Here is a 14876-nt window from a genome sequence, read left to right as displayed (position 1 = left end):
CGGACTTACAAAGACAATTGGCTTGCAGCCCAATACTGGCGGGCGCAAGCAGCTATGTATTCAATAGCAGTTGCAGACCGGAAGTTTCAGCCGGCGTAATACAGCACCGCAACAACATGGCAGGCGGTACCGGCCGCGACAAACAGGTGCCACACGAAGTGGCCGTAGCGCAGCCGTGAATCGGTGGCGAAGAAGCCGACGCCGAGCGTGTAAAAAAGCCCGCCGGCCACCAGCCAGAAAAGCCCCCAGCCTGGAATCAGCTCCAGCATCGGCTTGATGGCGATCACGGCGATCCATCCCATGGCGAGGTAGAGGATGGTGGACAGCCGTGGCCAGCGCACGCCCGCGAAGGCTTTGACGGCCACACCGGCCAGCGCCATGGCCCAGACCAGGCCGAACAGCGTCCAGCCCCAGGGCCCGCGCAACACGCCCAGCGTGAAGGGCGTGTAGGTGCCGGCAATCAGCAGGTAGATGGCGCCATGGTCCAGGACCTGGAACACCCGCTTGGCGCGCATCGCCCGGATGGCGGGCAAGGCGTGATACAGCATCGAGGTGAAATACAGCACCACCATGGTGGCGGCAAAAACACAGACCGCCGCCACATCGAGCACATCACCGTCGCGCGCACTGGCGATGACCAGGAAAGGCGCCGACACCAGCGCAGCCAGCAGCGCGACACCGTGGCTCACGCTGTTGGCGATCTCCTCGCCCAGCGTCTGTTGCCGGTCTTCCTGGCCCCCACGCTTTTCACTTCGTGTAATGCGCTGCCCCCCGAGGGGGCTGGACTTGCTTGGGGCGGCCCTGCGCTGCGTCCGCAATACTGCGTCAGCTACGTCAGGGCCTGCCGAATCGGTCATCGCTTGAGCAATGCCTTCAGCACGTTCTGCACACGCCTGGCGTTGCCGGCGTCAAAGTTGGCGGCCAGCACCTGGGCGGTGTCTTCACCCCAGGTCTCGGCCGGTGCGGGCGCATTGCGTTTGGTCAGCAGTTGCAACTGCAGCATGCGGCGCGCACTGATGTGCTCGGCAGGTGTCGGCAGTTCCGCGGCAATCTCCAGGCGCAGCAGTGCTTCCGAGGCGTCCTTGCCCGAGGGCGTGCTGACGGCCTGCACCCAGCGGTTGCGCACGGCCGGTGCCACGGCTTTACCGAGGTCCTGCGCGCTCGGCAGTTGCGTGGGGTCGCGCTTTTCCCAGGCGGTGAGCAAGTGCGTCAGCACTTCGCCATGCGCCTGCATCGCGAGCTTTTTGAGCGCCTGGTTGGCGGCCTCAAAGGCTTCGCGCTGGGCACGGAAGGCCGCATCGCCCAGGCGTGGGCCGCGCTCTTCAAAGGCCGGGCGCGCGTTGCGGTCTCCCCGATCATTACCGCGCGGGCCGCGGTCATCGCGACCTTCACGATAAGGCTCAAACTTGTTGTCGGTGCTCTGGCGCGGGCCGCCGGGCTTGCTGCCTGGGCGCGAATCCTTGCGGTCGCCGAACTTGCCGCCGCGTCCTGCCGCTGCGGGCTCGGGCTTCTTCATGCCGGGGCGGTCGTCGCCGCGCCGTGCCACCACGGGTTTGGGCGCAGGCTTGGGTGCAGGTGGCGGCTCGGCGGGCGGGCTGGCCGGCTCGCTGGCTTCGGCAAATTCGGTGGCCGCTGCCTCGGTGGCAGCTTCCGTGGCAGCGGGTGCATCTGCTACGTTTTCTGTAGCTGCTTGCGCTGGCTTCGCGGGCGCTACAGCCTCATTTTCCTTTGCAACGGGGGCGGCATTGATGTCGGCCAGTGCAGCCTCAACCGATGGCGCTGCCGGGGCGGCAACAGGTGCTGACGCCGGTGCGGGCACAGGCACCTGTCCGCGCACGATGGCTTCCAGCGCCTTGGCGGCCGCGTGGATTTTCTGCACGTCACCACTGGCGGTGGCGGCTTCCACAGCCTTGGAGGCGTCCAGCACCATGCGGTCGTATTCGCCCAGCGCCGCGGCGGCTTTTTCGCGTTCGGCGGTCTTGCGCTGGAAGGCGTCGTCGATGGGTTTGCGGAAGGCGTCCCACATCTTCTGCTCTTGCTTGCGCTCGATCGGCACGCCTTGCGCTTCATGCTGCCAGCGCTGTTGCAGCGACTTGACGGCGTCGATGCGCAACATCGGCTCGGCGCCCAGCACATTGGCTTCTTCAATCATGGCCTTGCGGCGTGCAATGCTGTCGTGGCGCGCAGCGGTCAGCGGAGCGTCTGCGGCATCCATCGCGGCTTTCCACTGCGGCTGGATTTCGGCAAAAGCCTTTTCACCCAGATGACCTGCTTCGCGCCATTTTTCGACAAAGCCATTGAGGCTGCGGATGTGGTGCTTCCAGTCGGTGTTGCCCTTGTTGGCTTCGGCCCACGCCAGCACTTCATCAATCAGCAGCTTGCGCTCGGCCTTGACGGTTTCGCTTTGTTCCTTGACCTTCTCCAGCCAAGCCTCAACAACCTTATGCGCTTCGTTGCAGGCATCGTCAAAACGCTTCCACAGCGCATGGTTGGGCGTGCCGCCCTGGTCGCTGGTCTTCCACTGCTCGCGCATGGCGCGCAGGGCTTCCTGTTGCTTGCGTCCGCCCAGCGGCTTGGCCACCAGGGCCTCGGCTTTCACGACGAGTTCTTCGCGGATCTGGTCGGCGCGCCAGCGCTGCCAGCCTTCGAGTTCACCTGCCGCAGTGAGTGCGGCGTGCGCAGCGGCTTCGAGCTTGCTGTCGATGTTGCGAATATGTTCCTTGAGCGCATGACGCAGGTCGGCCGCCACCTTGGGGGTGGACTTGCCATGGCCTTCGGTGACTTCGTGCTCAAGCCGTGCCAGCGCTTCCTGGACGATGGCAGAAGATTTTTCGCGCATGTCTTTCAGCACGGCCGGGTCGATCTTGGCCTTGGGCGCGCGTGCGGGCTGCTCACCCGCTGCAGGCGGCAGGCCGCGTGCGGCGCGCAGTTCGTCGGCCCACACCGGCACAGCCGGCAGCGGTGCGGCAGTGTCTTCAGCAGCCTTCTGGGCCTGCGCAAGGGCGCCCTGGAAGGCTTCCCACACGGCCAGCAACTGCGCGCGCGATGCGTCGAGCAGCGGAGGGAATTTGGTGTCCACACTGGCCCAGTTGGCGTCGTGTGTGATGTCATCGGCTTGCGACTGCCAATGCGTGACGTCGCCGCGCAAGGACTCCAGCGCCGCTTCAGCGTCGCGCCAGGGCTTGAGCGACAGCACTTCGGTACGCTGGGCCAGCAGCACGGCGGCTTCGCGCTGCACCTGGGTGCGGTGCTGCAGGTCTTCAATCGTCTTGACGCGGTCGGCCAGCTGGACCTTCAGGCCGGCCAGCGGCTCTTTGGACAGCGGCGCGCCGGCCTTGGCAGCATCACGCTGCCAGGCCAGGGCGTCGGCCAGGTTGAGCTTGGGCACAGCCAGCAGCGCCTGGGCTTTTTCGGCCCACTCGGCGGCCACGGCTTCCTGGCCTTTGCTGCGCTTGAGTTCGTCGAGCTTTTCTTTCAGCGGCTTGGCGGCGCCCTTGTCGCGGTTGGCCAGGTCTTTGTAGACCTCGGCCATCTGCTCGGCGGTGGGCTCGGTGGCCAGCCAGGTGCGGATGCGCGCCGTGCGTTCACCGGATGTGGGCGCAGAGAAAGCGCCGCCGGTCAGGCCGTCCAGCGGATGGGCTTCAGCCTGCTTGGTGGTAGGCGTTTTCACGGCGGGGGTTTCAGGTTTGGAAGATTTAAACATGGGAGCGCAAGGTCAAAAAATAAGTGCCACCAGCCGCAAGGCTCCCCGGGGAATGGAGGACTTTGCGGGCGGCAGCGGGTGTTGGATTGGATGGGGGGCCGGCGCCGCAACCCGTGTTGCGCGCCCAGGCCCAAAGGCCCCATAAAAGCTTTATCAATAAAGCACTGACGCTATTTTCGCTGTTTTTACGGCATCGCCAAATTCAGCTCCGCGCGGGGTGTCCATTTGGCCTCCGGCGGCACGGATTTGGCGGCCCCCAGAAAGAGCCTTTCAGGCGGTAAATCGCGCGAAGCCAGGTAGTCTTTCACCGCCACGCCGCGCTGCACGGCGAGCTCGCGCATGGCGTCGTCATTCACCTTGATGTCGGCCAGCAGCAGCTTTTCCATCTCGGGCACGGGCAGGTCTTTGGCCAGGCCGACCAGGTTGCGCGGCTTGGGCATGTCGGCGCGTTTATAGACTTCCTTGAGCAAGGCCGGATATTCGGCCGGGCTGATGCTGACTGCCGCCGTCGCGGTGCCGCCCTCTTTGGCCGTGGCGCGGCGCTTTTCAGCGCGCACCAGGGCGTCGAGCCGCTCGCGTTTGAAACCGTCGCGCTCGGCGTCGACACTGCTGGTGCCCACCACGGTGAGCCGCAGCGATGGCCGGTCGGCCAGTGCCTTGGCCACTTTGTCGAGGCCGGCTTTGGCCTCCGGGCCCAGCTCGGCGCTGCCGGCGGCAAACCCCACGGTGCTGAGCTCTTCCCCGCCGCCGCCCAGCGCATTGGCCAGCAAGCTGAAGGGTGCGGTGATGGCTTTCACAATCACGTTGAGGATGACCTTGACGATGATGGGCCCGAGGCTGAACTGCGGGTCATTGAGCGAACCACTGATGGGCAGGTCGATGTCGATCACGCCGTTGCGGTCGGCCAGCAGCGCCACCGCCAGCTTGACCGGCAGGCTGGCGGTGGAACCTTCCACCTTGTCGCCAAAACTGAGCTGGTTCAGGATGACCTTGTTGGTGGCGGTGAGCCGCCCGTCGGGTTGCACCACATAACCCACGTCCACACTGAGCTTGCCGCGGTTGATGCCATAGCCCGAGTACTTGACCGAATACGGCGACAGCGGCGGCAGCTCAAGGTCGCGCACCTTGCCCTTGATGTCGAGCGCCAGCGGCTTGGCCAGCGGGTTGAGCTTGCCCAGGATTTCCAGCGAAGCCGTGCTTTCGGCGCGCCCGCGCAGCTCGAGGTCGGCCATGTTGGGCACGGTGGCCGTGGTACCCGGCACGGTGGGCGCCACCGATGAAAAAGCACTGAGCTTGCCGGTCAGGTCGCTGAGGTCGGCCGAATAATTGGGCTTGACGAAGCGGTCTGAGAACAGCACCTTGCCGTTGATCAGGCTGATCGGGCCGAAGTTGACGATGGGCGGCGGGGAGCCGCCAGCCGCCGCGGCGGGGGCCGTTGGGCTGACCGGTGCTGCGGACACGAATTTTGAGCCTTTAGGGCCACTGGACCGCAATGGTTGTGCGCCGGAAGCTATCGTTTCAGTAGCAGATGAAGCTTGCGGTGAAGATGGCGCCGATGATGGCGAAAGGGCCAGGGTCGCCGTTCCGCCTGCCGCACTTGCGCTGGCGGCCACGGCGTCCTTGCCGGGCTTCACCAGGTTCTGCAAATTGATGCGGCCATCGGGCAGGATGATCACGCGCGCAAAGAAGTCGGTGAGCACGGTTTCCCGCACATCCACCCGGGTCGCCTTGGCTGGGTCCAGCGCCACATTCAGGCCGCGCAGGTTCAGGGCCTTCCAGGCCAGCAGGTCTTCGCTGGGCGCCAGCGTGTTGGCCCGGAACTCTTCCAGCGACACATCACCGGCCACCTGCGCCTGCGGGCCGGCCGGTGTCTGCCGGTAAGACACGCGCCCCTTGAAGCTGGCATCTGCGCGCAGCAGTTCGATGTTGAGCATATCGGCAAGGTAGGGCTCAAATGCCTGCACCGGCAGCCTGTCGACCACCAGCCGGCCCTGCGCCTGAACCGGACTCAAGCCGAGATTGCCGTTGAAATCGACCTTGCCGGGTTCAAACCGGCCGGTGGCCAGGCGCAGCGAGGCGGTCAGCGGCATGGGTTTGGCGGCTTGCGCCTTGGCGTCCGGCCTGTCGTCCAGCACCAGTCCGCCCAGCTGGGCTTTGGCCGCGCTCACCTCAAATACCACCGGCTTGCTGCCCGACTGGTCGGAAAACGACATGGCGCCGCCGTCCAGCTGCACATCGGCAATGGCGACGGCCCATGAAGGCGCCGCCGCGCGTGTTGCCGCGTCGGTAGGGGGCGGCGCCGGCGTTGCGGTGCCCGGACTCGCCATCCAGCGCTGGTACATCCAGCGTTTGTCGGTGTCGCGGTCGACTTTGGCCCTGGGCTGGTCCAGCTGCATTTTGGCGGCCTTGAAGGACTGGCCTGTCACGTCGATGTCAACCTTCCCGAGTTCGACACGCTTGACGGACACCAGCGACACCTTGCCCTGCGCCAGCAGGATGTCACTGACAGTCAGTTGCGGGGCGGTGACCTGCAACTGCTGCGGCTTGTCACCGCTGGGCGCCTGCCAGTTCACGCCGAGCTGAGCGTCGAGCTGCCCGTTCAATGCCGGCAGCAGGAATTGGCCGACGTATTTGGCGGCCATGCCCAAGGGCCAGGCCGCGACGGTGGCCGTGGCCTGAGCGGCCTGGTCGGTGGCTGTGCCGCTAAAGGTGAGCAGCGCCGGTGTTGCAAGCGCTTGCGCAGTGGATGCCGCGGATGAGGCCGGTGTTTTGGCCGGTTGTTTGGCGCCGGTTTTTGCCGGCGCGGGTGCCGGCGGCTCCAATCCGAGCGAACCATTGAACCGCAGGGGCGCGTTAGCCGCAAAAGGCATGGCGATGCCGGAGGCATCGAGCGTCAGTCCGGCGAGGTGAATGTCGGCGGGTGAAGCCAGCGTTTCATCCAGCCAGTTCACTCGCCCGGCGCGCACCGCCACGCGGGCGATCTGCACTTTCCAGGGTGCGGGTGAAGGCGTGGTTTTAGTTGAAGGTGCAGACGCCGGGGCGCCAGCCGAAGCCGCACCGACAGGTGTCTGGGCTTGAATATCGGAAGAGTTTTGGCCTGCAGCCCTTTCTGGCTGTGCGCCGGCAGCTCCTTTTTTGGTAGCATCCGCCGCACCAGGCGGCAGCAGATTCAGCCGCCCTGCCCGGTCCCGGGCGAGCGACAGCGTGGGCGCTGTGAGTTCCACCGCAGACAGTTTGATGAACTGCTCCAGCGGGCGCACGTCGTCCATCGTGATCTGCAGGCGCTCAAAGGCCAGCAAGTCGGCGCGGGCTGGCAGCTGGGCTTCGCCGTCCGCAGCGCGCTTGCCGGATGCACCGGGTTTTGCAGCCCGCGCCGGCGCAGCAGCAGGTGCTTGCCCGGCCGTTTGTGCTGTCAGCACACGAACCTTTTCCGCCGTCACGGTTCCGGAAATCCGCACCACCGTGGCGGGTGTCTGCTCAAACGCGACTTTGGCGTCGGCATGCAGTACCGCGCTTTGCAGCCTGACGGGCAGGCTCGCAGGCCAGTACGCCAGGTAAGGGTTCAGGTCGAAACCACGCAGCGTGAGGGTGGCGTCGGTTTTGTGGGTCTGGGCAAAGGGTGTGCCTTCGGCAGCGGTGTCAAAGCTGCTGCCGTTGAGCCTGAAGGCCAGGTGCGGCGAGGTTTTGACTTCACGTTGGGATTTGAGGTTGCTCAGGAACGGAACCGACAGGCCCAGCTCCCGCAGTTCATGGGTCTTGCCGACGGACTGGTCGGTGAAGTCCATGCGCCCGCCGCTGACGACGATGTTGTAGACCGCGAACCGCGGCGGGTCGCCGGCGGGGGCATCTGCGGGTGTTTTGAAGCGCTCCAGGATGTCGTCGATGTCGTAACGGCCGTCACCTTGATGGGTAAGAAACGCGAGGGGTTCGTCCACCTGAACAGCGTCGGCCACTGGGGCGAGGCGAAGCAGGGACTCCAGCTCTGCATCTATATATAGGCGCTTGACGGAAAACTGGGGTGTTGCCTGGGGAGAAGCTGCCGAAACGCCACCCACCGGGCCGGCACGGGCAATGGCCAGGTCGCGAAGAGTCAGTTCGAGCGACCAGGGCTTGAAGTCGACCTCGCCCACGGTGACCTGGCGGCCCAGCTTTTCAGAAGCGATGTTCTCCAGTTGGGATTTGAGGATGGGCGGCACGGCCGCATAAGCCAGCGCCCACAACACCAGCAAACTGCCCACCGCCCAAGCCGCGCGCCGCTGCCAGAGCGGCGACCGGCCCACGGCGGCAGCCCTGGCCGGCAGTGTTTTTCCGATTTCCCGCCAATTGGTCTCGCGCCAGTTGAATTCCTGCCATTTGTTCTTCAAATCTTTGATTGCCATAGGCGTCGAGTTTTTAGCGCCGGGGCCGCCAGGTCAATGATTTATTTGAAAAAGACGGTCAACCGAAGGGCATTGAGGCCTGTGAAAAGCGCGCCCCCAAAAGAAAAAACCCCGGGCAGCGAGGCCGACCGGGGTTGACGGCGGGCGTTTATGCTCATGCCGTCGGGGTTCCGCAAAGAAGAGAGTTATCGTCTCCAGTGCGATGAAAGCAAGTGATTGCTTCCAGATTTTCCGGGGTTGGTTACCCGGTTGGATGCGTGAATGAACACGCAATTGCAGGTTAAACCCCTGCCGTCCCGCAAGCAAGACCATCTTTTCAATCACAGCGCAGGATGTGATTGCCGCTGCCTTTTTGTGTGCTCCGGGGCCACCCGCGCCGGCCTCAGGTGCCGATCCGGCGACTACATGCAACATGGAAAACGGCCTACAACCGCAGCCGCGAAAGGCTGATCGCGCTTTTTAGAGGCAAAACTTAACTTAGAGCTCCATCTCAAATAAAGCCCGTAAACACCTTGATTCAGGCCGGTTTTGCCGGAAATCAAGGTTTTTATTTGACTTTTTAATATAAAGAATCAATTTGTTATTATTGACAGGTTATTAACCAACCCCATAGAATCCCGCCAGTCCCACGAATCCTAGGGACAACCCGAACCCGCTGCCCTATTCCTCAAAGAAGCCGGCAACGTCAAACAAGGGTCAACACCCACAAGGCTTGCCTTGGTTTGATGGCGACCCAATCAAAGCCTGCCTGGCCCCCCAAAGGGCCTGCAAGCGTAGAAAGGAGTGCTATGACAGCGCTAGGACAATTCGGCCTTAACCTGAATGTCAACGCACACATCAAGAATGTGCGAAGCAGTGTTTCAAACATTGTTGACGACATCTCCCAAGGCTTTTTCGAGATTACCCACAACAGCTTCGCCCTTCTGGGCCTGGCAGTCGTGTTTGCGGTGATCACCCTGACTGCCCGGCCCGACTTGCGTCAGGCCGGTGAATTCAAGCTCATGACCTGGCTGCAGCAGCGCCAGGAAGCCGCCATCGGTTTTACCGAGCCGGCCGCCATTGAGCGCGCCACGGCGTCCAACCCGAAAGACCTGCCCGCCCAACAGGCGGCGGTGGCTTACTGGCTGAGCAAGAAGTACGGCGTCGCGCCCGAGCCGCTGAGCGTGCTGGTGGCCGAGGCCTTCGAGATCGGCCAGAAAGCCAAGCTCGACCCCACCCTGATCCTGGCCATCATGGCGATCGAGTCCGGCTTCAACCCGTTCGCGCAAAGCCCGGTCGGCGCCCAGGGCCTGATGCAAGTCATGACCAAGGTGCACCACGACAAGTACGACAACTTCGGCGGCAAGCTGGCGGCGTTTGACCCGGTGACCAACCTGCGCGTCGGCGTCAAGGTGCTGCAGGAATGCATCGCCCGCGCCGGCTCTGTCGAGGGCGGCCTCAAATACTATGTAGGCGCAGCCAACATGGACGACGACGGCGGTTACGCCGGCAAGGTGATGGGCGAACATGCCCGCCTGCTGGCCGTGGTGGCGTCTGCCTCCAAGCGCGGTGCGCCCTCGCCTTTCTTCACCACACCCGGTGGCTCGTCGCGCCCGGTGCCGGCCTCCCTGCCGGCCACGCCCGAAGCTGAAGGCAAGACGCCTGACAAGGTGGCGTTGCTGAACCAGTCCTGATTCGGGCGACTTGGGGGTCTTTTCACCCCATGCACTGCAAAAAAAGCCGGGCCGCCTACAGCGCTCCGGCTTTTTGCTTTTCGGGGTGCAGGTGAAGAAGCCCGGAAGCGGCAGGTTTTGGGCGCGCTCAGTTACACTAGCGAGGTGCGCGACTGGCGATAGGCTCAAGGTTTTCGCAACCATTGGAGCTGACGTGGGACACCACTGGGAAGCGCACCGCTGAAAGCCGTTGGGCCGAAGCGTTCAGCCGTTCGCCTGGGCAGCCCTTGTTTCAATAGCAGGGACCACGTCTTTAAGGACTGCCATGTACCACCGCAACATCCTGGTTGAACAAACCGACCCTGAAATCTTCGCCGCCATCCAGGCTGAAAATGCCCGGCAAGAACACCACATCGAGCTGATTGCCAGCGAAAACTACGCCTCGCCCGCCGTCATGGCCGCGCAGGGCTCGCAGCTCACCAACAAATACGCTGAAGGCTACCCCGGCCGCCGCTACTACGGCGGCTGCGAACACGTCGACGTGGCCGAGCAGCTCGCCATCGACCGCATCAAAACCATCTTCGGTGCCGAGGCCGCCAACGTGCAGCCGCATTGCGGCGCATCGGCCAACGAGGCCGTGTTCCTGGCTTTCCTCAAGCCCGGCGACACCATCATGGGCATGAGCCTGGCCGAAGGCGGCCACCTGACGCACGGCATGGCCCTGAATATGAGCGGCAAGTGGTTCAACGTCGTCTCCTACGGCCTCAATGACAAGGAAGAGATTGACTACGACGCGATGGAGCGCAAGGCCCACGAGGCCAAACCCAAGCTGATCATCGCCGGCGCCTCGGCCTACAGCCTGCGCATCGATTTCGAGCGTTTCGCCAAGGTGGCCAAGGCCGTTGGCGCGATCTTCATGGTCGACATCGCCCACTACGCCGGCCTGGTGGCTGCGGGCGTGTACCCCAACCCGGTGCCGCACGCCGACATCGTCACGTCGACCACACACAAGAGCCTGCGCGGCCCGCGTGGCGGCATCATCCTGATGAAGGCCGAACACGAAAAAGCCATCAACAGCGCCATCTTCCCCGGCCTGCAGGGCGGCCCGCTGATGCATGTGATTGCCGCCAAGGCCGTGGCCTTCAAGGAAGCCATGGCGCCCGAGTTCAAGGCTTACCAGCAGCAGGTCGTGAAGAACGCGCAGATCGTGGCCGACACCCTGACCCAGCGCGGCCTGCGCATCGTCAGCGGCCGCACCGAGAGCCACGTCATGCTGGTCGACCTGCGCGCCAAGGGCATCACCGGCAAGGAAGCCGAAGCCGTGCTGGGCAGCGCCCACATGACGATCAACAAGAACGCCATCCCGAACGACCCCGAAAAACCGATGGTCACCAGCGGCGTGCGCATCGGCACCCCGGCCATGACGACCCGCGGCTTCAAGGACGAAGAAGCCCGCGCCACGGCCAACCTGATCGCCGACGTGCTCGACAACCCGCGCGACGCGGCCAACATCGAAGCGGTCCGTGCCAAGGTCCACGCCCTGACCAGCCGCTTCCCGGTCTACCGCTGATCATGACGGACAGTGCGGACACTATGATTTTGATAGCTGCCCGCGCATGTCCTGATTGGGCTAGAGGCCGATTTACACCTTCAGATTCGGGCTACCTCTCATGAAATGCCCTTTTTGCGGCCACCTTGAAACCCAGGTCGTGGAGACGCGCGTGGGCGAAGATGCCGAATTCATACGCCGCCGCCGCCAGTGCGGCGCATGTGAAAAGCGCTTCACAACCTATGAGCGGCCCGATGTCACCTTCCCGTCCATCGTCAAGAAGGACGGCAGGCGCATCGAGTACAAGCGCAGCAAAGTCCTGGCGTCCCTGAACCTCGCGCTGCGCAAGCGGCCCGTCAGCACCGAGCAGGTCGACTCGGCGGTTGAACGCATCGAGGAAAAGCTCCTGAGCCTGGGGCTGCGGGAAGTGCCGTCCAACCGCATCGGCGAGCTCGTCATGCGTGAGCTCCGCAAGCTCGACAAGGTGGCCTATGTCCGCTTTGCGAGCGTTTACCGCAGCTTCGAGGATATTGACGAATTCAAGACCCTGGTGGACGAGGTCAGGCGGTAGAAATCGCTCCGGGTACGGCAAAAACCCTACCCGCCACCAGATTAATGGTAGTCGGAGCCCGACAGCCGGAGCCTCGCCCGTCAACGGCGGTTCCTATACTCACGACATGCGAATGACCGTGTGCTCAACAACCTTACGCCGCCCCACCAAAGCGGCTCCGCGCGCTTGCGACGCAGGCTTCACCATCATCGAAATCATGGTGACAGTTGCTGTTTTAGCCATGATTTTGGCCATAGGACTGCCTAATTTGAGGGAGTTCATGGTTCGAAACCAGGCAGGCGCCATTACGGCTGAATTTTCCAATGACGTCTCGCGTGCGAGGATTGAAGCGATCAGCAGAAACAATTGCGTCACCATCTGCATGTCGAGCAATACCTCCAATGCCCTTACCGGGGGCACCCCCACATGCGCAACGGCGGGGAGCAACTGGCAAGCCGGCTGGATAGTTTTTTCCAATCCCAGTTGCAGCGCCACACAAAACGACCCGACAACGGTCGGCTCGACACTGATTTCAGTGCGCCAGCCTGGCGTCGACAGCTTTGACCTGTCAGATAGTGCTTCTTTGAAGCGCCTAACGTTCGATTCTCGAGGGCTTGCATCCATTGCCCAGTCCAACTTCTCGCTTTCATACATCCTCGAAAGCAACACCAGTCCTCACTACCGCTCTATTTGCATCACTTCAGCAGGCCGGGTAAGTGTCAAAAAATACGGAGGAGTCAGCGCATGTCCATGAGTCGCCAGCGAGGTGCAGGCCTGATCGAGGCCTTGATCGCCATGCTTATTCTTTCCATCGGTGTGCTCGGCATGGTCGGCATGCAGACGGCTTCGCTCAAGTACGAGCAAACCGGATGGGTGCGATCGGCGCTGTCGTCCAGCATCAGCAGCTTTGCGGATCGCATCAGGGCAAATGCCAGTGCGGACGCAACCGCTTATAACTTCTCCCGCACCTACGCCGCTGAACGTACATCCATTGATGGAACCCCGACCTACCTGAACCCGGCCAAAGATTGCAACACCGCAACCTGTACCCCGACCGAGCTGGCGGCCTATGACATCACTATCTGGCGTCTTGACCTGAACAACCAGCTGCCGGGCGCGGTGGGCATCGTAACGCCCACCGGAACCAAAGGCGTGGACTTGCGCTTCCTGGTGACCGTTGCCTGGTATAGCAAAGACAACCTGGACGGTACAGGTACAACACTGCGTTCACCCGACATATGCACGGCGACCACCACAGGAATCGCCGCAAGAAACTGCTGCCCCACTGCACTGGGAACGGCTACCGCCCTGGCCGGCGTTCAATGCGCCAATCTTGAGATGATTCCATGAAGACACTTCACATCGGAATGGCGCAGCCGCGCTACCGCCAACGCGGTTTGACACTGATCGAGCTGCTGGTCAGTCTGGTCATCGGCCTGGTCCTCGCCCTCGCGGCAGCGGCGGCATATCTGGGCACCCGCTCGGCCGCTACAGCCTCAGCCAATATGGCGATGCTCAATGAGACCGGCAAGCTTGCACTGGACATGATTGGCCGCGACCTTCAGATGGCGGGTTTCTACCCCATGATCATGTCCACCACCTCCGCGGCCTCAGGTAATTTGGGGGGATTCACCAATACCAAATACTCAACCGCCGTGGCCTATAACCAGGGGCTGTTTGGGTGCGACGGCGCGGTGTTCAATCCCACAACCAGGGCTTGCGGCAGCACGGTAGCCACTGCGCCAGATTCGGTTGTGATCAACTATTTCACCATGCCAGAGCTGGATGCATCGACCTTTGGGAGTGGGTTCGACTGCCTGAGGCAATCTGTTGACCTTGATCCCAACAATGCGGCGCAGATTGCCGATGGACGGCCGCGCTACGTATCCAACCGTTTTGGCCTGGTCGCTACCAGCTATACGGCCCAGGGCGTCGGCGGTACCACCCGGACAGTGAATACCAAGAGCCTCGGATGCAACGGCAATGGAAAAAACCCGGAAGACACCATTTATCAACCGATTTTTGAAGGCATTGAAGACATGGTGATCCGATATGGGGTGGCCGGGACAGCTGGGACGTCTCCGGAGACCTACCATACCGCTGCCGAAGTGACTGCATTGCCCGATGTCGCGGGCTTCACATCATGGCAGCGCGTAACCGCCATCAGGGTGTGTTTGCTGACCCGTACGCCGGAAAACTCGCGCACCCAGGACAAGGCAGGCTCCTTGCGCAGCTATGCCAACTGCCGGGGCGCCAACATCACCTACGCGGCCACCGACCGGACTATTTACAAGAAATACGAGCGCGTATTTGCCATTCGAAATAACTTGACAGGTATTTACTGATGCGAGCCGGCATGCCAATCACTACAGCGCGCCTCGAAAGAGGAGTGTCCCTCCCTATAGTCTTGATGTTCCTGCTGGTCATCACGATTCTCGGGACCATCGGGATGCGACGCGCAACCACGGGTGAAACGCTCTCGAGAAACCAACTCGACTACGAAGTCGCCCGCCAGGCCACAGAAGCCGCACTACGCGACGCAGAGCGCGACTTGAAATTGGCAGGCCCTCTGCGTCCCAATGCCTTGTGTGCGCGCGACGACGACAGGCCCATAAAAGAAAAAACCATGGGGCCCTACTTCGACCCAAGCTGCCCCAGAGGGCAGTGCCGGAACCCACTGGACTATTACTACACGAGCAACTACACCACCGTCACCAACCCTGAACCCTGGTGGCCGACCATCAACGGGAAAAAAGGGCTGTGGGAAGGTCCGCCTGCCACGCCCAGCGCAAAACCAAGCGACGCGGCAGGTGCAGGCACCAATTGCACCTTCACCGGTGCGGTACCCCTGGGCACCTTTACCGGTGTTGCCAGATTTGCCGGTGTGGCAAGGCAGCCTGAATACCTGATGGAATATTTCAAAGGTTCTGCAGGCGATGACATCGTCATTCGCATCTCTGCCCGTGGTTTCGGGGCAGACATCAACACTGAAGTTGTAATGCAAACCTATTACCGTCCTTTTCTCCCAAGCAATTAAGGAAAA

Annotated in this window: 10 protein-coding genes and 1 riboswitch; of the genes, 7 read left to right on the top strand and 3 right to left on the bottom strand. The window is 62.6% G+C overall.

Annotated elements, in window-relative coordinates:
- Positions 1 to 86: 86 nt before the first annotated feature.
- From trhA to AC1DZE_RS06755, 3 genes are all read right to left on the bottom strand, one after another.
- Complete coding sequence (gene trhA / locus AC1DZE_RS06765) at positions 87 to 857, bottom strand: PAQR family membrane homeostasis protein TrhA (RefSeq protein WP_477672131.1); 771 nt, start codon at positions 855 to 857, stop codon at positions 87 to 89.
- Positions 854 to 3703, bottom strand: coding sequence for a DUF349 domain-containing protein (locus tag AC1DZE_RS06760; RefSeq protein WP_477699903.1), 2850 nt, complete (start codon positions 3701 to 3703; stop codon positions 854 to 856). Before AC1DZE_RS06760 ends, trhA begins: the two co-directional genes overlap by 4 nt.
- 185 nt (positions 3704 to 3888) lie before the next feature.
- Positions 3889 to 8082, bottom strand: coding sequence for a DUF748 domain-containing protein (locus tag AC1DZE_RS06755; protein ID WP_477699902.1), 4194 nt, complete (start codon positions 8080 to 8082; stop codon positions 3889 to 3891).
- Positions 8083 to 8870: 788 nt separating this feature from the next.
- Here AC1DZE_RS06755 and AC1DZE_RS06750 point away from each other — a divergent pair.
- The 7 genes from AC1DZE_RS06750 (at position 8871) to AC1DZE_RS06720 (ending at position 14870) form a co-directional block, all read left to right on the top strand.
- A complete protein-coding gene (locus AC1DZE_RS06750) occupies positions 8871 to 9755 on the top strand; it encodes a lytic transglycosylase domain-containing protein (protein ID WP_477668977.1) in 885 nt (294 codons plus the stop codon).
- Between the two features lie 138 nt (positions 9756 to 9893).
- Positions 9894 to 10023: riboswitch (ZMP/ZTP riboswitch) on the top strand.
- 36 nt (positions 10024 to 10059) lie between these two features.
- The gene (glyA, locus tag AC1DZE_RS06745; protein WP_477674224.1) at positions 10060 to 11304 is read left to right on the top strand and encodes a serine hydroxymethyltransferase; all 1245 of its coding nucleotides are present in this window, start codon (positions 10060 to 10062) and stop codon (positions 11302 to 11304) included.
- Between the two features lie 100 nt (positions 11305 to 11404).
- Positions 11405 to 11854: a transcriptional regulator NrdR gene (gene nrdR / locus AC1DZE_RS06740; protein WP_457280253.1), complete on the top strand. Its 450-nt coding sequence runs from the start codon at positions 11405 to 11407 to the stop codon at positions 11852 to 11854.
- Complete coding sequence (locus AC1DZE_RS06735) at positions 11775 to 12587, top strand: GspH/FimT family pseudopilin (protein ID WP_477674223.1); 813 nt, start codon at positions 11775 to 11777, stop codon at positions 12585 to 12587. Before nrdR ends, AC1DZE_RS06735 begins: the two co-directional genes overlap by 80 nt.
- Positions 12578 to 13183 (top strand): type IV pilus modification protein PilV, encoded by a 606-nt coding sequence (gene pilV, locus AC1DZE_RS06730; protein WP_477668974.1) that lies wholly within the window; start codon positions 12578 to 12580, stop codon positions 13181 to 13183. The genes AC1DZE_RS06735 and pilV overlap by 10 nt, the downstream gene beginning before the upstream one ends.
- Positions 13180 to 14178, top strand: coding sequence for a PilW family protein (locus tag AC1DZE_RS06725; protein WP_477668973.1), 999 nt, complete (start codon positions 13180 to 13182; stop codon positions 14176 to 14178). Before pilV ends, AC1DZE_RS06725 begins: the two co-directional genes overlap by 4 nt.
- The gene (locus tag AC1DZE_RS06720; protein WP_477668972.1) at positions 14178 to 14870 is read left to right on the top strand and encodes a pilus assembly PilX family protein; all 693 of its coding nucleotides are present in this window, start codon (positions 14178 to 14180) and stop codon (positions 14868 to 14870) included. Before AC1DZE_RS06725 ends, AC1DZE_RS06720 begins: the two co-directional genes overlap by 1 nt.
- The last annotated feature ends 6 nt before the right edge of the window (positions 14871 to 14876 follow it).

Source organism: Polaromonas sp. P1_F1 (assembly GCF_056405795.1).
Note: the sequence above shows the minus strand (reverse complement) of the source record. Positions and strands in the feature narration are given on the sequence as shown.